The following is a 21216-nucleotide window of genomic DNA, read 5'->3' on the forward strand; positions in this document are numbered from 1 at the left end:
CCGAAAGGTTCAGGCGGCGCGCTTCACGCTGCGCTTCTTAGCTGCGGGGCGCGCGGCTGGCAGAGTGCCGAGCTGATGCTTGATCTGCGCTTGGCCATTCGTGCGCAGATAGTCCTCGAACGCCAGCGCCACCTGCGGCAACTGCCGGGATGCAAGGTGCATCACGTACCAGTCGCGAACCACCGGATTGCCCGGCACCGGCAGCACGCCCAACAGGCCGGCGTTCATCTCGAGCACGCAGGTGTGCATCGACAGGAAGGCGATGCCGAAGCCCGCGGCGCACATCTGCTTGATGGCCTCGTTGCTCGACAGTTCGGAGCCGATGCGCAGCGGCAGTCCCTGGTCCTTGAAGAAGCGTTCGACCGTGGTGCGCGTGCCCGAGCCGCGCTCGCGCACCAGCATGCGCGTGTCCGACAGCATGGCAAGCGTGGGTTTGGGCGCCAACATCAGCGGATGGGAAGGCGCCGCGAGAAAGGCCATCGGGTGCTTGGCGAAGGCGCTGGAATCGGTCTTCAGCTCCGCGGGGGGGCGGCCCATGATGGCGATGTCGATCTCCTGTCCCGCGAGCATGCGCACGATCTCGTCGCGGTTGCCCACCTGCAGCTTGACCTTCACCTTCGGGTGTTCCTTGGCGAAGTTCACCAGGATGGGCGGCAGCAGGTACTCGGCCGTGGTGATGGCGCCGACGCGCAGCGTGCCCGAGAACACGCCCTGCAGCATGGCCATCTCGTCCCCCGCCTCGCGCCAGAGGTCGAGGATGCGGCCGGCGTAACCGGCCAGCAGTTCGCCCGCCTCCGTCAGCCGGATGCCGCGGCCCGTGCGCTGCAACAGCGGCGTGCCAGCCGACTCTTCGAGCGTGCCGATCTGAATCGATACCGCGGGTTGCGTCAGGTGCATTTCGTCTGCAGCAAGTGAAACGCTGCCGAGCCGCGCGACGGCGTGGAAGGTGGCGAGCTGGCGAAAACTCGCGTGCTTGGAAAGAGGCATGAAGTGATATTAGGTTTGGCAAATGTGAATGTCAAAAGATTTAATTTTTCTTTATCTGTCATGCGGCCTACATTCACTTCACCGACAGCACCAAACCCCTTCACTCGAGAGGCACTCCATGGGCAACATGAACGAAGCAATCCAGATCACCGACGCCAAGAAGCGCTACTCGGCCGGTGTGCTGAAGTACGCGCAAATGGGCTATTGGGATGGCGACTACCAGCCCAAGGACACCGACATCCTCGCGTTGTTCCGCATCACGCCGCAAGACGGCGTGGACGCGATCGAAGCCGCTGCGGCGGTGGCCGGCGAATCGTCCACCGCGACCTGGACCGTGGTGTGGACCGACCGCCTCACCGCCTGCGACATGTACCGCGCCAAGGCCTACAAGGTGGAGCCGGTGCCCAACAACCCGGGCCAGTATTTCTGCTACGTGGCGTATGACCTCTCGCTCTTCGAAGAGGGCTCCATCACCAACGTGACGGCCTCCATCATCGGCAACGTCTTCAGCTTCAAGCCGCTGAAGGCCGCCCGGCTGGAGGACATGAAGTTTCCGGTCGCCTACGTCAAGACCTTCCCCGGCCCTCCGACCGGCATCGTGGTGGAGCGCGAGCGGCTCGACAAGTTCGGCCGGCCCCTGCTAGGCGCGACCACCAAGCCGAAGCTCGGGCTCTCGGGCCGCAACTACGGCCGCGTGGTGTATGAGGGCCTGCGCGGCGGGCTCGACTTCATGAAGGACGACGAGAACATCAACTCGCAGCCGTTCATGCACTGGCGCGATCGCTTCCTCTTCGTGATGGACGCGGTCAACAAGGCCAGCGCCGCCACCGGCGAGGTGAAAGGCAGCTACCTGAACGTCACGGCCGGCACCATGGAAGAGATGTATCGCCGCGCGCAGTTCGCCAAGGAGCTGGGCTCGGTGATCGTGATGATCGACCTCGTGGTCGGCTACACGGCCATCCAGTCGATGAGCCACTGGTGCCGGCAGAACGACATGATCCTGCATCTGCACCGCGCGGGCCACGGCACCTACACGCGTCAGAAGAACCACGGCGTGAGCTTCCGCGTCATCGCCAAGTGGATGCGCTTGGCCGGCGTGGACCACATCCACGCGGGCACGGCGGTCGGCAAGCTCGAGGGCGACCCGATGACGGTGCAGGGCTACTACAACGTGTGCCGCGATACGCACACCAAGGTCGACCTGCCGCGCGGCATCTACTTCGACCAGGACTGGGGCGCGCTGCGCAAGGTGATGCCGGTGGCTTCGGGCGGCATCCATGCGGGGCAGATGCACCAGCTGCTCGACCTGTTCGGCGACGACGTGGTGCTGCAGTTCGGCGGCGGAACCATCGGGCATCCGCAGGGCATCCAGGCCGGCGCCACGGCCAACCGCGTCGCGCTCGAAGCCATGGTGCTGGCCCGCAACGAAGGCCGCGACATCGCCAACGAAGGGCCACAGATCCTGCGCAACGCGGCCAAGTGGTGCACGCCGCTGGCGGCCGCGCTCGATACCTGGGGCGAGATCTCCTTCAACTACGCCTCCACCGATACGTCGGACTACGTGCCGACACCGTCGGTGGCCTGAATCCCTGAATCCGTTCCCCCCGTTCCGCAGTTCTCCAGGAGCAACAGACATGCGAATCACACAAGGCACTTTTTCCTTCCTGCCCGACTTGAGCGACGAGCAGATCAGCCGCCAGATCGAGTATTGCCTGGACAAGGGCTGGGCCATCGGCCTCGAATACACCGACGATCCGCATCCGCGCAACACCTTCTGGGAGATGTTCGGCAACCCGATGTTCGACATCAAGGATGCCGCCGGCGTCATGCTCGAACTCGCGTCCTGCCGCAAGACCTTTCCGCAGCAATACATCCGCGTGACGGCGTTCGACTCGACGCACGGCACCGAGTCGGTGGTGATGTCCTTCATCGTCAACCGGCCTTCCAACGAACCGGGCTTCCGCCTCATCCGCACGGAGGAGCCGGGTCGCACGATCCGCTACAGCATGGAGAGCTACGCGGTGCAGGCGCGGCCCGAAGGCAGCCGGTACTGAGCGAAACCGCCGCACGCACATTGCCAGAGGCACGCATGGACGCCACCGAAACCCCCGCCACCCCGGCCGTTGCCACGGCGCCGAAGCAGCTCTTCGAGTCTTCGGGCGTGAAGGCGCTGCTCGACCAGCTCGACGCCGAGCTGATCGGGTTGGCGCCGGTCAAGGGCCGCATCCGCGACATTGCGGCGCTGCTTCTGATCGACAAGCTGCGCCAGGAGCAGGGGCTGCAGTCTCAGCCGCCCTCGCTGCACATGTCATTCACCGGCAATCCGGGCACCGGCAAGACCACGGTGGCCATGCGCATGGCCGAGGTGCTCAAGCAGCTGGGCTACGTGCGCAAGGGCCACCTGGTGGCGGTGACGCGGGACGACCTGGTGGGGCAGTTCATCGGCCACACGGCGCCCAAGACCAAGGAAGTGATCAAGAAGGCGATGGGCGGCGTGCTGTTCATCGACGAGGCCTACTACCTCTATCGGCCGGAGAACGAGCGCGACTACGGACAGGAGTCGATCGAGATCCTGCTGCAGGTGATGGAGAACCAGCGTGACGATCTGGTGGTGATTCTCGCGGGCTACAAGGATCGCATGGAGACCTTCTTCAGCAGCAACCCGGGCATGGCCTCGCGCATTGCGCACCACATCGATTTTCCGGACTACAGCGAAGCCGAGCTGATGCAGATCGCGCAGCTCATGCTGGGGCGGTTGAACTACAGCTTCGACGATGGTGCGGCATCCACCTTCTCGCGCTACGTGAGTCTCAGGCGCAGCCAGCCGCACTTTGCCAATGCGCGATCGATCCGCAATGCGCTCGACCGCATCCGGCTGCGCCACGCCACGCGGCTGTTCGGCAGCGAAGAGGCCCTGACGCGCGAGCAGCTCTGCACGCTGCAGGCGCAGGACATTCTTGCGAGCCGCGTCTTCAATCCTCCGGCGAATGCGGCGCAAACGGAAGGAGCCCAGCGATGAGCATCGAAGCCCTCGTATTCGACGTCGACGGCACCCTGGCCGACACGGAGGAAGTCCATCGCATGGCCTTCAACCTCGCGTTCGAAGAGCTCGGGCTCGGCTGGCACTGGACGCAGGCCGAATACCGCTCGCTGCTGTCGGTCACCGGTGGCAAGGAGCGCATGAAGACCTACATCGATTCACTGCCCCTCCGCGCACCGGAGAAGAAGCGGCTGCACGAGCGGGTGCCGGAGGTCCACGCCGCCAAGACGCAGCACTACACCGACATGGCGCGGCGCGGTGGCATCGAGCTGCGCCCCGGCGTGCTGCGTCTACTCGACGAGGCCCAGGACGCCGGCTTGCGTTTGGCGATTGCGAGCACCACCACGGCCGCCAACATCGATGCGCTGCTACAGGCCACGCTGGGCCCTCGCGGCCTCGCGATGTTCGACGTGATTGCCTGCGGCGACCAGGTGCGTGCGAAGAAGCCGGCCTCCGACATCTACTTGCTGGCGCTCGACACGCTCGGCGTGCCGCCCGAGCGCGCCATTGCGATCGAAGACTCGGTCAACGGACTTCACTCGGCCCTTGGTGCCGGGCTCTGGACGCTGGTCACGCCCACTTTCTGGACCGAGGGCAGCGATTTCAGCGGCGCGGGCCTGGTGCTGCCCAGCCTCGGCGACCCCGCGCAGCCGCTGCCGGGGGAGCCCGGTGGGCACCTGGCGTCTTCTGCGTGGCTCGGCATCGAGGAACTGCTGCGATTGGCCAGCGTGGCCCCGCCAATGAATGCCGTGCAGGCGCTTTACCGAGAGGACAGCTAGATGCAGAAAAACCAGACCACGATGCGGATTGCGCCCAGCCTGCTGTCGGCCGACTTCGCGCGGCTCGGCGAAGAGGTCACGGCGGTCATCCAGGCCGGGGCCGACCTGATCCATTTCGATGTCATGGACAACCACTATGTACCGAATCTGACAATCGGTCCGCTGGTGTGCGAAGCCATCAAGCCCTATGCAACGGTGCCGATCGATGTGCACCTGATGGTCAAGCCGGTCGATGCGCTGATCCCGATGTTTGCGGAGGCGGGTGCCTCGATCATCTCGTTCCACCCCGAGGCCAGCGAGCACATCGATCGCACGATCCGGCTGATCACGGCCAGCGGCTGCAAGGCCGGCCTGGTGCTCAACCCCGCCACGCCGCTGCAGGTGCTCGACCACGTGCTGGACCAGCTCGATCTGGTGCTGCTGATGTCGGTCAATCCCGGCTTCGGCGGGCAGAGCTTCATCGAGAGCGTGCTGCCGAAGATCGAGGCGGTGCGCCGCCGCATCGATGCCACGGGGTGCGACATCTGGCTGGAAGTCGATGGTGGCGTGAAGCCCGGCAACGCCGCGCGCATTGGCGCTGCGGGGGCCGACACGCTGGTCGCGGGCTCGGCGGTGTTCAGCGGCGGCCGCTACCGCGAAGCCATCGATGCGATCCGCACCCAGGCGCTGCAGGGCCGGCGCGACGTGGAAGGGCGTTCCGCATGACAAAAGACTTGCGCGATATCGACGCGATCGCCTTCGACCTCGACGGCACGCTGGTCGACAGCGCACCGGATATCCGCGTCGCCCTGAATGCCGCGCTGGAAGAGGCTGGGCTTGAACGTTTCGACCTGGCCACCGTGCGCGCATGGATCGGCGACGGCCCCGATGCGCTGATCCTGCAGGCGCTCCGGCGGCAAGACCTCGGCGGCAGCGAGGCGCTGCGCAGCCAGCTGCGCAAGGCGTTCGACGCAGCCACGCTGGCGGCGCCGCTGAAGCACGGAAGCGTGTTCGATGGCATTGCCGAGCTGATCGCCGGCCTGCGCCGTGCGCTGCCAATGGTGGTGGTCACCAACAAGCCGACGCCGCTGGCACGCGCCGTGCTGGATGCAGCCGGCCTGCTGCAGCCGATGGCCGGGGTTTTTGGTGCCGACGCGGCGGCGCAGCGCAAGCCCGCGCCTTATCTGCTGCAGGCCGCGGCGCGCCAGCTGGGTGTGGAACCCGCGCGCCTGCTGATGGTGGGCGACGGCCCGGCCGACCTGCTCGCTGCGCAAGCGGCCGGCTCGCCGGCGGCGCTGGTGGCTTGGGGCTATGGCGGCCATGCGGCTTCGGACGCAGCCGCTGTGGCGCCGGCCTGGCGGGTCGCAACGCCGCAGCAGCTGCTGTTGACGGTGCGCGAGTCGCGCGCCGTCCGCCGGGATGAAGAAACGACGACAACGACCAGATATTGAAATCAACCAGGAGACGATCATGCCCATTGCAGGCAAGGCCACGCTGACCCAATACATCATCGAGGAGCGCCGCCGCCACCCCGGGGCCACGGGCGCGCTGAACGCGCTCATCACCGACGTCTCTCTTGCCTGCAAGGCGATCTCGCGCAAGGTGGCGCTCGGCGCCCTGGGCGACGTGCTGGGCAGCGCCAACACGCAGAACGTGCAGGGCGAGGAACAGAAGACGCTCGACGTGGTGAGCAACGACATGTTCCTGCGCGCCAACGAGTGGGGAGGGCACGTTGCGGGCATGGTGTCAGAAGAGTTGGAAGAGCCCTATCTGCCGCCGCGGCAATACCCGCGCGGCAAGTATCTGCTGCTGTTCGATCCGCTCGATGGATCTTCGAACATCGACGTGAACGTGGCGGTGGGCAGCATCTTCTCGATCTTGCGCGCGCCCACGCCAGAGGCCGATGCAAAGCCCGAAGACTTTTTGCAGCCAGGCACCGAACAAGTCGGCGCGGGCTACGCGATCTACGGTCCATCGACCATGCTGGTTCTGACCCTGGGCAACGGCACGCATGCGTTCACGCTCGACCCGCAGCTGGGCGAATGGGTACTGAGCCATCCGAACCTGCGCATTCCGCGGAATACCAACGAATTTGCGATCAACGCGTCGAACAGCCGCTTTTGGGAACCGGCCGTGAAGCGCTACGTCGACGAATGCCTGGCCGGCAAGGAGGGTTCCCGCGGCATCGATTTCAACATGCGATGGATTGCCTCGCTGGTGGCCGAGACGCACCGCATCCTGATGCGCGGCGGCGTCTTCATGTACCCGCGCGACAGCAAGGAGTCGGGCCGAGACGGGCGGCTGCGGCTGCTCTACGAAGCCAATCCCATTTCCTTCCTGATCGAGCAGGCCGGCGGCATGTCGAGCACCGGCCGCAGGCGGCTGATGTCGGTCGAGCCGGAGTCGATCCACCAGCGCATCGGCCTGGTCTTCGGCTCCTCCGAAGAGGTGGCGCGTGTGGAGGCTTATCACAACGAGGCGCCGCAGGACACCTACCAGGCGCCGCTGTTCGGCAAGCGCGGCCTCTTTGCGACCGCCGCCTGAAACGCACCAGAGCACCCACATACACCGGGGCCGAGCCCGAGCGGCCCCGCAAGAATTTCTTTATCTCCCCGAGGCACCACCATGTCAGCCAAGCATCCCATCGTTGCCATCACCGGCTCGTCCGGCGCGGGCACCACGTCCGTCACGCGAACCTTCGAGAACATCTTCAGGCGCGAGAGCGTCAAGGCGGCCATCGTGGAGGGCGACAGCTTTCACCGCTACGACCGCACGACCATGAAAGTGGCCATGGCCGAGGCCGAGTCCGCCGGCAACCGGAACTTCAGCCACTTCGGCGAGGACGCGAACCTGTTCGCGGAGCTCGAGGCGCTGTTTCGCGACTATGGCGAAGCGGGCGTGGGCCAGAGCCGCAAGTACCTGCATGACGCCACGGAGGCGGCGCCCTACAAGCAAGAGCCCGGCACCTTCACGCCATGGGAGACGCTGCCCGATAGCGAGCTGCTGTTCTATGAAGGCCTGCACGGCGGCGTGACGACGGAGAAGGTCGACATCGCACGCCACGTCGACCTGCTGATCGGCGTGGTGCCGGTGATCAACCTGGAGTGGATCCAGAAGCTGCACCGCGACAAGAACACGCGCGGCTATTCGACCGAGGCTGTGACCGACGTGATCCTGCGCCGCATGAACGAGTACGTGCATTACATCTGCCCGCAGTTCACGCGCACGCACATCAACTTTCAGCGCGTGCCCGTGGTCGACACCTCCGACCCTTTCATTGCGCGCACCATTCCAAGCCCGGACGAGAGCCTGGTGGTGATCCGCTTCGCCAATCCGATTGGCTTCGACTTTCCGTATCTGCTGAGCATGCTGCACGACTCGTTCATGTCGCGCGCCAACACGCTGGTGGTGCCGGGCGGAAAGATGGAGCTCGCCATGCAGCTGATCTTCACGCCGATGATCCTGCGGCTCATGGAGCGCCGCAAGAAGTCGTACGCGATATAGCGGCTGCACCGCCCTAACCACAGGCTTCCATACATACGAACAAACAACAGGACCTCCGGCATGACGATTGAAAACCTCGCCTTGCGCACGCAGTGCGCCAACGCCATCCGCGCGCTGGCCATGGACGCCGTGCAAGCCGCCAACTCCGGCCACCCGGGCATGCCGATGGGCATGGCCGACATCGCGGAGGCGCTATGGCGGCACCGCCTGCGGCACGACCCGGCCGACCCGCGCTGGATGAACCGCGACCGCTTTGTCGTCTCGAACGGCCACGGCTCGATGCTGCTGTATGCGCTGCTGCACCTGAGCGGCTATGCATTGCCGATCGACGAGCTGCGGCGCTTTCGGCAGCTGCATTCGCGCACGCCGGGGCATCCCGAGGTCGGCGTCACGCCGGGTGTGGAAACGACCACAGGGCCGCTGGGGCAGGGCATCAGCAACGCGGTCGGCATGGCGCTGGCCGAGAAGCTGCTGGCGGAAGAATTCAACCGGCCGGGCCACGAGGTGATCGACCATCGAACGTATGTGTTCCTGGGCGATGGTTGCTTGATGGAAGGCATCAGCCACGAGGCCTGCTCGCTCGCAGGCACCTGGCGCCTCAAGAAGCTGGTGGCGTTCTACGATGACAACGGCATCTCGATCGACGGCGAGGTGGGCGGCTGGTTCAGCGACGACACGCCCGGCCGCTTCGAAGCCTACGGCTGGACCGTGCTGCGCAACGTCGACGGCCACGATGCCGCGGCGCTCGACGCTGCCATCGCCCGGGCCATCACCGCGGACCGGCCGGTGCTGGTGTGCTGCAAGACGCGCATCGGCCAGGGCTCGCCGAACCGCGCCGGAACCGCGAAGGCGCACGGCGAGGCGCTGGGCGATGCCGAGATCGCGCTGACGCGGCAGGCGCTGGGTTGGAACGCCGCGCCGTTCGAAGTGCCGCCTGCGGTTGCCGAGGCGTGGTCGGCGCGCGAATCGGGCGCCGCGCTGCACAAGGCGTGGCAAGAACGCTTTGCCGCTTATGCAGAGGAGTTTCCGGTGCTGGCGCGCGAGCTGCTGCGACGCCATCGCACCGATGCGCCGCTCACCGCGCAGGTCGAGGCGGCGTTGGCTTCGGCCGCGTCGGGTGCGGAGCAACGCAAGGCCTCTGTGGCCACGCGCAAGGCTTCGCAGGTGGTGCTCGACGAGGTCGGGCCCGCGATGCCGGAACTGATCGGCGGCTCGGCTGACCTCACGGGATCGAACCTCACGGACTGGAAGGGCCACCGCGCGCTCAAGGGCACGGGAACGGGCAACCACGTGCACTACGGCGTGCGCGAGTTCGGTATGGCGGCCATCATGAACGGGCTGGCGCTGCACGGCGGCTTCCGTCCGTTTGGCGGCACCTTCCTGACCTTCTCCGACTACGCGCGCAACGGCGTGCGCATGTCGGCGTTGATGAAGCTGCCGGTGGTCTACGTCTTCACGCACGATTCCATCGGGCTCGGTGAAGACGGACCGACGCACCAGCCGGTGGAGCACGCCTCCAGCCTGCGGCTGATTCCCGATGTCGACGTCTGGCGGCCAGCCGATGCCACCGAAACGGCCGTGGCGTGGCGGCAGGCGCTGCGCCGCGTGGACGGGCCGAGCTGCCTGCTGTTGACGCGCCAGGCGCTGCCGCATGCGGGCGGCGGCGAGGAGCGCATCGAATCCATTGCGCGCGGTGCCTATGTGCTGCGGCGCCCGGAGGCCGAGTGCGTCGCGCTGCTGGCGAGCGGCTCCGAGGTCGGCGTGGCATTGGCCGCAGCGGCCTTGCTGGCGGAGGAGGGCATCGAGGCGCGCGTGGTGTCCGTCCCGTGCATGGACGTGTTCGAACGACAGGATAAGGAATGGCGCCACGCGGTGATTCCGCGCCATCTGCCGCGCGTGGCGGTGGAGGCGGGCAGCACCGGACTGTGGTGGAAGTTCGTCGGTGAATACGGTGACGTGGTCGGGCTCGACCGCTTCGGCGAATCGGCGCCGGCGGGGGAACTGTTCAAGCTCTTCGGCCTTACGGCCGAAGTGGTAGCCGAGCGCGCGCGGCGGTTGCTCGCGAACGCCGCGGTGGTTCATGTGAAAGAGGCCGCATGACGTTCAACACGCTCGATCAGATCGACCTGCGTGGGCAGCGCGTGTTCATCCGCTGCGACCTGAACGTGCCGTTCGACGCCGCCGGTCGCATCAGCGACGACACGCGCATCCGTGCCAGCCTGGCCGGCATTCGGCACGCGCTGTCGCAGGGGGCGCGAGTGATGGTCACCTCGCACCTGGGCCGGCCGAAGGAAGGCGGGCTTGCCGACGGCGAATCGCTGGCGCCAGTGGCTGTGCGGCTTGGCGAATTGCTGGGCGCACCCGTCACCTTGGTCAGCGACTGGGTCGATAGTCCCTTCGAGGTGTCGCCCGGCCACGTGGCGCTGCTCGAGAACTGCCGAGCCAACGTGGGCGAGAAAGCCAACGCGCAAGCCCTGGCGCGGCGCATGGCGGCGCTGTGCGACGTGTACGTGAACGACGCTTTCGGCACCGCGCACCGGGCTGAAGCCACCACCGAGGCGCTGGCGCGGCTTGCGCCCGTGGCCTGCGCCGGGCCGCTGATGGCGTCGGAGCTGAACGCACTCGGCCGTGCGCTCGCGAATCCGGCTCGGCCGCTTGCCGCGATCGTCGGCGGGTCCAAGGTGTCGACCAAGCTGTCGATCCTGGAGTCGCTCGCGGCGCAGGTCGAATGGCTGGTGGTCGGCGGCGGCATGGCCAACACCTTTCTGCTGGCGGCGGGGCATCCGGTCGGGCGGTCCCTGTGCGAGCCCGAGATGGTCGAGACGGCGCGTGCCGTGACCGCGGCGCTTTCGGCGCGAGGTGCGCGGCTGTTCATGCCGACCGACGTGGTGACCGCCACCGAGTTTTCGCCGAACGCGCGCGCGACGGTGAAAGTGGTGGCCGACGTGGCGCCGGACGACATGATCCTCGACTTCGGTCCCGAGTCGGTGGCGCAACTCGTCGCCACGCTCGGCCAGTGCAAAACCATCGTCTGGAACGGACCGCTGGGCGTGTTCGAGATCGAGCAGTTCTCGCACGGCACGCGCACGCTGGCCAACGCCATCGCGCGCATGGATGCGTTCTCGCTGGCGGGCGGCGGCGACACCGTCGCGGCCATCAACCAGTTCGAGGTGGAGGAGTGCATCGACTACGTCTCCACTGCGGGCGGCGCATTCCTCGAATTCCTCGAAGGCAAGAGCCTGCCGGCCGTCAAGGCGCTGCAGGACCGCCGGCACTGAGGCAACTGGCGCCCTCATACCTATTTCCAACATCCACAGGAGCTGTTTCCATGGCCATGATTTCGCTGCGTCAATTGCTGGACCACGCCGCCGAGCACCAGTACGGCGTGCCGGCGTTCAACGTCAACAACCTGGAGCAGATCCAGGCCATCATGCAGGCCGCAAGAAAAACCGACAGCCCGGTCATCCTGCAGGCCTCGGCGGGTGCGCGCAAATACGCGGGCGAACCCTTTCTGCGCAAGATGGTCGAGGCGGCGGTCGAGATGTACCCCGAGATCCCGATCGTGATGCACCAGGACCACGGCGCCAGCCCGTCGATGTGCATGCAGGCCATCCGTTCGGGCTTCACCAGCGTGATGATGGACGGCTCGCTGATGGAAGACGCCAAGACGCCCGCCAGCTACGACTACAACGTGGACGTGACCCGCCGCGTGGTAGAGATGGCGCGCGCGGTCGGCGTCTCGGTCGAGGGCGAGCTGGGTTGCCTCGGGTCGCTCGAGTCGGGCATGGCCGGCGAGGAAGACGGCAGCGGCGCGGAGGGCGTGTTGTCGCACGACCAGCTCTTGACCGATCCGCAGCAGGCGGCCGATTTCGTCTCGCGCACCGGCGTGGATGCACTGGCCATTGCCATCGGCACCTCGCACGGCGCTTACAAGTTCAGCCGCAAGCCGACCGGCGACATCCTCGCGATCGACCGCATCAAGGACATTCACGCGCGCATTCCGAAGACGCACCTGGTGATGCACGGCTCTTCGTCCGTGCCGCAGGAATGGCTGGCGGTGATTCGCGACTACGGGGGCGACATCAAGGAAACCTACGGCGTGCCGGTCGAGGAGATCCAGGAAGGCATTCGGCACGGGGTGCGCAAGGTCAACATCGACACCGACATCCGCCTGGCCATGACCGGCGCCATGCGCCGCGCCATGGGCAGTGACCGCAGCGAGTTCGATCCGCGCAAGTTTCTGAAGGAGGCCACGGCGGCCGCGCGCGATCTCTGCATCGATCGGTTCCAGGCTTTCGGGACCGCGGGCATGGCTTCGAGGATCAAGCCCCTGGCGATGTAGCGGCTGGCTGACGCTTCAAGCAGGACAAAAGCCCCAGGCTTTCTGGGCCGTTCCAGTACTTATCGAAGGAGAAGGAAAGGACATTCCTTCCATGTGCTCACGTCGCCGGCGCGATCCAATTTGCCAACAAATGGGATACCGCGTCGAGACGACATGCGCCGGCATCCCGGCGCCCACCAAGGAAGCACATGACCACGATTACCGGCTCCAACGGCAGCGACCTTCTCACCGGCACGGCCGGAAGCGACACCATCAACAGCGGCAACGGGGACGACACCGTCAGCGGTGGAGCCGGGAACGATTCGCTGAATGGTGGCGCGGGAAGCGACACGCTCGATGGCGGCAGCGGAAGTGACCAGCTCAACGGGGGATCGGGGAGCGACACCCTGATCTACAACGTCAGCGAAAACATCGCGGCTGGAACCAAGGACGTCTATACGGGCGGGGCGGGCGTCGATACGCTGCAACTTCAATTCACGCGCGCCCAGTGGCTGGAGTCTGCCACTCAGACGCAGGTCGCCGCCTATCTGGCCCATCTTGCAGCGGTGACCAATGCGAAGACCAGCGAGGTTTCCAACGGCTCGGCCAGCGATTTCGTTTTCACCTTCGGGTCGTCCACGCTGACCGTCCAGATGTCCGAAACCCTCACAGTCCTTGTGGACGGGGTCGCGATGAATCCGGCCAACGAGGCGGCGGCGGCACTGGGCGATGCGGCCACGACGACCGAAGACGGCCCGGGGATCCAGATCCATGTGCTGCAGAACGATCTGGTCCCCGACCTGGTCAAGAGCTTGGCGCTGGCTTCGGCGCCGGCCCACGGGACGGCGACACTCGTTCAGCCGGCGATGGGCGACCCGTCGACCTGGTACTTCCAGTACCAACCCCATGCAGCTGATTTTCAGCACCTGGCCGCGGGCGAGACCGCAACCGACACCTTCACCTATCAGGTGACCGACGCCGATGGCGGGACGGGACTGGCCACGGTGACCGTCACCATCACCGGCGCCAACGATGGTCCGGTCATCACGGCCCAGGACCTGGCGGGTATGGTGAGCGAGCAGGTCGCGCCGGCGGGAACGCTGAGCGACAGCGGCGTCGTCGGCTTCAGCGACCTGGACCTGAGCGATGTGCACCTGGTGAGCGCCACCGGCACGCCGGTCGGCAGCGTGCTGGGCAGCCTGACGGCGGTCAAGAACAGCGACACCACGGGGATCGGCACCGGGGGGCAACTCACCTGGACCTACACCGTGGACGCCACGGCGATCGAGTACCTGGCCGCGGGCGAGACCCGGGTCGAGAGCTTCACCCTCGCGCTGGACGACCAGCACGGCGGCACCGTCAACCGGCAGATCGATGTGACCATCACCGGCACCAACGACGTGCCGACGATCGGCGCGGCCGATGCGGCTGCAGCGGTGACCGAGGACGCAACGGCGCCCACCCTGAGCGACAGCGGCACGATCACCTTCGACGACGTAGACCTGAGCGATGTCCACAGCGTCAACGTGGCGGCCGGTGCAGGCAACACGTTGGGCGGAGTCTTGACGGCCGACTTCAGCGACGCAGCCACGGGCGCGGGCGACGGCACGGTGAGCTGGACTTACAGCGTCGCCAACGCGGCCACGCAGTATCTGGGCTTGGGCCAGACTGCAACGGAGACCTTCACCGTCAGCATCGACGATGGCCATGGAGGCACGGCCCAGCAGCAGGTCACCGTGACGGTGACCGGGACCAACGACGTGCCGGTGATCGGTGGCGTCGCCAGCGGTGCGGTCAGCGAGGATGGCTCGTCGCCGAACCTGAGCACCAGCGGTGCGCTGACGATTGCTGATGTCGACCAGGGCCAGTCGAACTTCACACCTCAAGCGAGCACTGCCGGCAGCAATGGCTATGGCAGCTTCACGCTGGCGGCCGATGGAAGCTGGACCTACATCGCCAACAACGGCCAGGGGGCGATCCAACAGCTGGGCGCCGGTCAGTCGATCACCGACAGCTTCACTGCAGTCTCGTCCGACGGGACAGCCAGCCAGGTGGTGACCGTGACCATCACGGGGACCAACGACGTTCCGGTGATTGGCGGCGTCGCGAGCGGCGCGGTCAGCGAAGATGCCTCGACCCCGAATCTGAGCACCAGCGGGGCATTGACGATCGCTGATGTAGATGCGGGCCAGTCAACCTTCGCCCCCCAGGCGAGCACAGCCGGCAGCGGTGGCTACGGCAGTTTCACGCTGGCGGCCGATGGCAGCTGGACCTACGCGGCCAACAATGGTCAGGCGACGATCCAACAGCTGGGCGCCGGCCAGTCGCTCAGCGACAGCTTCACCGCGGTGTCCTCCGACGGTACAGCCAGCCAAGTGGTCACGGTGACCATCACAGGCACAAACGACGTGCCTGTGATTGGCGGCGTCGCGAGCGGCGCAGTGAACGAGGATGGCTCCGCACCGAACCTGAGCACCGGCGGCGCATTGACGATTGCCGATGTCGATGCAGGGCAGTCCAGCTTTACAGCCCAGGGTGGCACAACCGGCAGCAGCGGCTACGGCAGTTTCACGCTGGCAGCCGACGGCACTTGGGCCTACACGGCCGACAACAGCCAAATCGCGATCCAGCAGCTCGGTGTGGGTCAATCGATCAGCGACAGCTTTACTGCAGTCTCGTTTGACGGGACTGCCAGCCAAGTGGTGACGGTGACGATCACCGGGACCAACGACGTGCCAGTGATCGGCGGCGTCGCCACCGGCGCGACGAGCGAGGATGCCTCGACCCCGAACCTGAGCACCAGTGGCGCGCTGACGATTGCCGATGTCGATGCGGGCCAGTCGAACTTCGCGCCTCAAGCAAGCACCACCGGCGGCAACGGCTACGGCAGCTTCGCGCTGGCGGCCAATGGCAACTGGACCTACACGGCCAACAACAGCCAAAGCGCGATCCAGCAACTGGGCGCCGGCGAGTCGATCAGCGACAGCTTCACGGCAGTGTCATCCGACGGTACGGCCAGCCAGGTGGTGACGGTGACCATCACCGGGACCAACGACGTGCCGGTGATCGGTGGCGCCACCAGCGGCGCGCTGAGCGAGGATGACTCGACGCCGAACCTGAGCACCGGCGGTGCATTGACGATCGCCGATGTCGATGCGGGCCAGTCGAACTTCGCGCCTCAAGCGAGCACCGCCGGCAGCAACGGTTATGGCAGCTTCGCGCTGGCGGCCAATGGCAGTTGGATCTACACGGCTGACAACAGCCAAGCGGCTATCCAGCAGCTGGGCGTCGGCGAGTCGATCAACGACAGCTTCACCGCAGTGTCCTCCGATGGGACGGCCAGCCAGGTGGTGACCGTTACGATTACCGGGACCAATGATGTGCCGGTCATCGGCGGCGTCGCCAGCGGCGCGGCGCAAGAAGACGTTGCGGTGTCCGGTGGCAGCCTCGCGGCTAGCGGCGCGCTGACGATCGCTGATGTCGACCAGGGCCAGTCGAACTTCGCGCCCCAAGCGAGCACCGCTGGCAGCAGCGGCTACGGCAGCTTCACATTGGCAGCCGACGGCACTTGGACCTACACCGCAGACAACAGCCAGAGCGCGATCCAGCAACTGGCCGCGGGTCAATCGATCAGCGACAGTTTCACCGCCGTGTCCTCCGACGGCACGGCCAACCAGCTTGTGACGGTGACGATAACTGGCACCAATGACGTGCCGGTGATCGGCGGGGTCGCCAGCGGTGCGGTGAACGAGGATGACTCGACGCCGAACCTGAGCACCGGCGGTGCGCTGACGATCGCCGATGTGGATGTAGGCCAGTCGAACTTCGCCCCACAGGCGGACGCCGGCGGCACTAACGGCTACGGCAGCTTCACGCTGGCGGCCGACGGCAGCTGGAGCTACGCGGCCAACAATGGCCAGGCGGCGATCCAACAGCTGGGCGCAGGCCAATCGATCAGCGAGAGTTTCACTGCGGTCTCGTCCGACGGTACGGCCAGCCAGCTCGTGACAGTGACGATCACTGGCACCAACGATGTTCCGGTGATCGGCGGCGTCGCCACCGGCGGGCTGAGCGAGGATGCCTCGACACCGAACCTGAGCACCGGCGGTGCGCTGACGATTGCCGATGTCGACCAGGGCCAGTCGAACTTCGCGCCTCAAGCGAGCACTGCCGGCAGCAATGGCTACGGCAGCTTCACGCTGGCGGCCGATGGCAGCTGGACCTACATCGCCAACAACGGCCAGGGGGCGATCCAACAGCTGGGCGCCGGCCAGTCGATCAGCGATAGCTTTACTGCGGTCTCGTCCGACGGGACAGCCAGCCAGGTGGTGACCGTGACCATCACGGGGACCAACGACGTTCCGGTGATTGGTGGCGTAGCCAGCGGCGCGGTGACCGAGGATGCCTCGACCCCGAACCTGAGCATAAGCGGTGTGTTGACGATTGCCGATGTCGATGCAGGACAGTCCAGCTTTGCCGCCCAGGGCGGCACAACCGGCAGCAGCGGCTACGGCAGTTTCACGCTGGCAGCCGACGGCACTTGGACCTACACGGCCGACAACAGCCAAAGCGCGATCCAGCAGCTTGGTGCGGGTCAATCGATCAGCGACAGCTTTACTGCAGTCTCGTCCGACGGTACGGCCAGCCAGGTGGTGACGGTGACGATCACCGGGACCAACGACGTTCCCGTGATCGGTGGCGTCACCAGCGGCGCGCTGAGCGAGGATGCCTCGACCCCGAACCTGAGCACCAGTGGCGCGCTGACGATTGCCGATGTGGATGCAGGCCAGTCGAGCTTTGCGCCTCAAGAGAGCACTGCCGGCGGTAATGGCTACGGCAACTTCACGCTGACGGCCGACGGCAGCTGGAGCTACACGGCTGACAACAGCCAAGCGGCGATCCAGCAGCTTGGTGCGGGTCAATCGATCAGCGACAGCTTTACTGCAGTCTCGTCTGATGGAACGGCCAGCCAACTCGTGACCGTGACCATCACCGGGACCAACGATGTGCCCGTGATCGGTGGCGTGGCCATCGGTGCGGTGCAAGAAGATCTTGCAGTGGCTGCTGGCAACCTTGCAACCAGCGGTGTGCTGACGATTGCCGACGTTGATGCCGGTCAGTCCAACTTCGCCCTCCAGGCCGGCACCGCTGGGAGCAATGGCTACGGCAGCTTCACGCTGGCAGCCGACGGGAACTGGAGCTACACGGCCGACAACAGCCAAAGCGCGATCCAGCGGCTGGGTGCCGGGGAGTCGCTCAGCGACAGCTTCACCGCTGTGTCGTCCGACGGGACAGCCAGCCAGGTGGTGACGGTGACCATCACCGGCACCAACGACGTGCCGGTGATTGGCGGCGTCGCGAGCGGCGCGACGAGCGAGGATGACTCCACGCCGAACCTGAGCACCGGTGGTGCGTTGACGATCGCCGATATGGATGCGGGCCAGTCCAGCTTCACAGCCCAGGCTGGCACCGCCGGCAGCAATGGCTACGGTAGCTTCACGCTCGCGGCCGACGGCAGCTGGACCTACACGGCGGACAACAGCCAGGCGGCGATCCAACAGCTGGGTACGGGTCAATCGATCAACGACAGTTTCACCGCGGTGTCGTTGGACGGCACCGCCAGCCAGGTGGTGATCGTGACCATCACCGGGACCAACGACGTCCCCGTGATCGGTGGCGTCGCCGCCGGTGCGGTGAACGAGGATACCTCGACCCCGAACCTGAGCACCAGTGGTGCGCTGACGATCGCCGATGTTGATGCGGGCCAGTCGAACTTCACGCCTCAAGCGAGCACTGTGGGCAGCAATGGCTACGGCAGCTTCAACTTGCTGGCCGGTGGCAACTGGACCTACACCGCCAACAACAGCCAGGCAGCGATCCAGCAGCTGGCCGCAGGTCAATCGATCAGCGACAGCTTCACTGCGGTCTCGTCCGACGGCACGGCCAGCCAAGTGGTGACGGTGACGATCACCGGAACCAATGACGTGCCGGTGATTGCTGGTGTGGCCAGCGGCGCGGTCCAAGAAGACATTGCGGTGTCCGGTGGCAGCCTCGCGGCCAGCGGTGCACTGACGATCGCCGATGTCGATGCCGGCCAGTCCAGCTTCACAGCCCAGGTCGCCACCACTGGCAGCAGCGGCTATGGCAGCTTCACGCTGGCAGCCGACGGCAACTGGACCTACACGGCCAACAACAGCCAGGCGGCAATCCAGCAGCTGGGCGCGGGTCAATCGATTAGCGACAGCTTCATTGCAGTCTCTTCCGATGGAGCGGCCAGCCAGCTTGTGACGGTGACGATCACTGGCACCAACGACGTTGCAGTGATTGGCGGCGTTGCCACTGGCGCGGTGAGCGAAGACGCCTCGACCCCGAACCTGAGCACCAGCGGCGCGCTGACGATCGCCGATGTCGATGCCGGAGAGTCCAGCTTCACAGCCCAGGCCGGCGCCGCCGGTAGCAACGGCTACGGCAGCTTCGCGCTGGCGACCAATGGCAACTGGACCTACACGGCCAACAATGGCCAGACGGCGATCCAACAGCTGGCCGCAGGGCAATCGATCAGCGACAGCTTCACTGCGGTCTCGTCCGATGGGACCGCCAGCCAGGTGGTGACCGTGACCATCGCCGGCACCAACGATGCACCCGTGCTGAGTGCTGCCGCGACACCTGTTCTGGCATCGGTCAACGAGGATGCAGGCGGACCGGTCGGGGCCGTCGGGACGCTCGTATCGAGCCTGGTGAATCTGAATCCGCCGGCCGGCGGGCTCGACAATGTGAGCGATGCTGACAACGGCGCCGTCACCGGCATCGCGTTGACGGGCGTGAATGCCGCCAACGGAAGCTGGTGGTATTCGACCAACGGCGGCGCCAACTGGGCGGCGGTGGGTGCGGTGTCGGACGCGTCAGCACTGCTGCTGGCCGCAGACGCGAATACGCGTGTCTACTTCCAGGCGAATTCGAACTTCAGCGGGACAATCAGCGATGGCATCACCTTCCGCGCCTGGGATCAGACGAGCGGCACGTCGGGCACCACGGTGAGCACCGTCACGAACGGGAACAACTCCGCGTTTTCGAGCGCGACCGACACCGCCAACATCACCGTGACGGCCATCGACGACAACCCGGTCCCGGCCAGCGACGTGCTCTACGTGTCGAACAGCACCCTCGTGACACTGCCGACCAGCGTGCTGCTCGCCAACGACACGGACATCGACGGCGCCGCGCTCAGCGTGACGGCAATCAGCGTCGTCGCGGGAACGCTGGCCAGCCCTGTCACCATCAACCCCAACGGGACCTTCTCGTTCACGACCGGGGCGACCGGCGGGACCGTCGCCAGCCCGACCGTCGTCACGCTCAGCTACACGCTCAGCGATGGCGCCGGTGGAACTACGACTGGCGCCATCACGCTGAACGTGCTGGACACGACTTCGGGCGCGAACAACGTCGATCTCACGGGTGTTGCGAACTACCAAGGCTCCTACATCGACGGCAAGGCGGGGGGTGATACCTTGAGCGACGGTGCGTTCCAATCGGTTCTCGTCGGCAGCGGCGGCAACGATGACCTGAACGGCAACGCGGGATCGGATCTGCTGATTGGCGGCGACAACAATGACGACCTCGACGGTGGCGCCGGGAACGACGTGCTGCGTGGAGGTGCCGGCAATGACGATATCAACGGCGGGGCCGGCACGGAGGATCTGATTGATTTCTCGGAACCGACGGTCGGCGCCGGCATTACCTTCACGCTGACGCAGTCCAGCGGCAATACCGTCTTCAACGGTCCTGGTTCGCTCGGGAACGATACCTACAGAAACATCGAGGGCGTCATCGGCACGGCCGTCGCCGACACTCTCACCGGCAGCGCCTCGAACGACATCCTCCGCGGCGGCGGCGGCAATGACACGCTCGACGGAGCGGGGGGCGCCGGTGACCTGCTCGACTTCTCCGACGGCACCGCTGGCCTCACGTTCACGCTGACGCAAAGCAGCAGCACGACAAGCTTCAATGCCAGCGCCGCCGGGCTAGGCACCGACAGCTACAAAAACTTCGAGGGCGTCATCGGCACGGCCTTCGCCGACACGATCACCGGCTCGGCGTCGAACGATCAGTTGCGCGGCGGCGGCGGCAACGATGTGATCAGCGGCTTGGCAGGCGACGACCGCATCGCGGGCGGGACCGGCGCCGACATACTCACCGGCGGCACGGACAACGACACCTTCGTCTTCGATTCGGCACCCAACGCGGTGGACTCGGTCACCGACTTCGATGCCTCGGGGTCGGTGGGGAGCGGTGACCTGGTCGAGCTGTCGCTCGGCACGTTCACGGCCCTTTCGACCGCAAGCGGAAGCACGCTGTCGGCGGCCGAATTCGCATCCTCGGACGGCGGCGGTGCGGGAGACACGGTGGGCGCGGGCGTGCATGTGATCTACGACAGCGCGACCGGCAACCTGTATTACGACGCCGACGGCCTGAGCGCCGCCAACCGCACGCTGGTGGCGACGCTGACACTGAGCAATCCGGCCGACACGTTCGACAGCAACGACATCAAGGTCGGCCAGTGACCTTGCGCCAGCCGCCCGCGGATGCGGGTGGCAGCACATGAGAGA

General features: G+C 66.1%; 13 protein-coding genes. 12 read left to right on the top strand and 1 reads right to left on the bottom strand.

The genetic code is table 11. The features are described 5' to 3' along the window. Positions 1-9: 9 nt before the first annotated feature. The gene (locus ASC78_RS02945; protein ID WP_055796137.1) at positions 10-987 is read right to left on the bottom strand and encodes a LysR family transcriptional regulator; all 978 of its coding nucleotides are present in this window, start codon (positions 985-987) and stop codon (positions 10-12) included. 127 nt (positions 988-1114) lie between these two features. Here ASC78_RS02945 and ASC78_RS02950 point away from each other — a divergent pair, with 127 nt between their 5' ends. The 12 genes from ASC78_RS02950 to ASC78_RS27355 all read left to right on the top strand — a co-directional run bounded on the left by ASC78_RS02950 (position 1115) and on the right by ASC78_RS27355 (position 21171). Continuing rightward, positions 1115-2572 carry a form I ribulose bisphosphate carboxylase large subunit gene (locus ASC78_RS02950; protein ID WP_327198106.1) on the top strand — a complete coding sequence of 486 codons (1458 nt, stop codon included), beginning with the start codon at positions 1115-1117 and terminating at the stop codon, positions 2570-2572. Between the two features lie 49 nt (positions 2573-2621). Beyond that, positions 2622-3041, top strand: coding sequence for a ribulose bisphosphate carboxylase small subunit (locus tag ASC78_RS02955; RefSeq protein WP_055796143.1), 420 nt, complete (start codon positions 2622-2624; stop codon positions 3039-3041). A gap of 35 nt (positions 3042-3076) precedes the next feature. Then, positions 3077-4006 carry a CbbX protein gene (cbbX, locus tag ASC78_RS02960; protein ID WP_055796146.1) on the top strand — a complete coding sequence of 310 codons (930 nt, stop codon included), beginning with the start codon at positions 3077-3079 and terminating at the stop codon, positions 4004-4006. After that, positions 4003-4806, top strand: a complete 804-nt coding sequence (locus tag ASC78_RS02965; RefSeq protein WP_055796149.1) for an HAD-IA family hydrolase — start codon at positions 4003-4005, stop codon at positions 4804-4806. Before cbbX ends, ASC78_RS02965 begins: the two co-directional genes overlap by 4 nt. Next, complete coding sequence (gene rpe, locus ASC78_RS02970) at positions 4807-5511, top strand: ribulose-phosphate 3-epimerase (protein WP_055796152.1); 705 nt, start codon at positions 4807-4809, stop codon at positions 5509-5511. It abuts the gene before it with no gap. After that, positions 5508-6236: an HAD-IA family hydrolase gene (locus ASC78_RS02975; RefSeq protein ID WP_055796155.1), complete on the top strand. Its 729-nt coding sequence runs from the start codon at positions 5508-5510 to the stop codon at positions 6234-6236. The genes rpe and ASC78_RS02975 overlap by 4 nt, the downstream gene beginning before the upstream one ends. Positions 6237-6255: 19 nt before the next feature. After that, positions 6256-7329, top strand: a complete 1074-nt coding sequence (locus ASC78_RS02980; RefSeq protein ID WP_055796158.1) for a class 1 fructose-bisphosphatase — start codon at positions 6256-6258, stop codon at positions 7327-7329. Between the two features lie 81 nt (positions 7330-7410). Beyond that, complete coding sequence (locus tag ASC78_RS02985) at positions 7411-8289, top strand: phosphoribulokinase (protein ID WP_055796161.1); 879 nt, start codon at positions 7411-7413, stop codon at positions 8287-8289. 60 nt (positions 8290-8349) lie between these two features. Next, positions 8350-10389 carry a transketolase gene (gene tkt, locus ASC78_RS02990; RefSeq protein WP_055796164.1) on the top strand — a complete coding sequence of 680 codons (2040 nt, stop codon included), beginning with the start codon at positions 8350-8352 and terminating at the stop codon, positions 10387-10389. After that, positions 10386-11567: a phosphoglycerate kinase gene (locus tag ASC78_RS02995; RefSeq protein ID WP_055796167.1), complete on the top strand. Its 1182-nt coding sequence runs from the start codon at positions 10386-10388 to the stop codon at positions 11565-11567. Before tkt ends, ASC78_RS02995 begins: the two co-directional genes overlap by 4 nt. A 50-nt stretch (positions 11568-11617) precedes the next feature. Beyond that, entirely contained in the window at positions 11618-12631 is a 1014-nt protein-coding gene (gene fba / locus ASC78_RS03000) for a class II fructose-bisphosphate aldolase (RefSeq protein WP_055796170.1), read from the top strand. 188 nt (positions 12632-12819) lie between these two features. Beyond that, a complete protein-coding gene (locus tag ASC78_RS27355; protein ID WP_055796173.1) occupies positions 12820-21171 on the top strand; it encodes a VCBS domain-containing protein in 8352 nt (2783 codons plus the stop codon). Positions 21172-21216: the final 45 nt, after the last annotated feature.

Origin of the sequence: Variovorax sp. Root318D1, from assembly GCF_001424835.1 — a bacterium.
In the GTDB taxonomy this organism is placed as follows: Bacteria; Pseudomonadota; Gammaproteobacteria; order Burkholderiales; family Burkholderiaceae_C; genus Variovorax.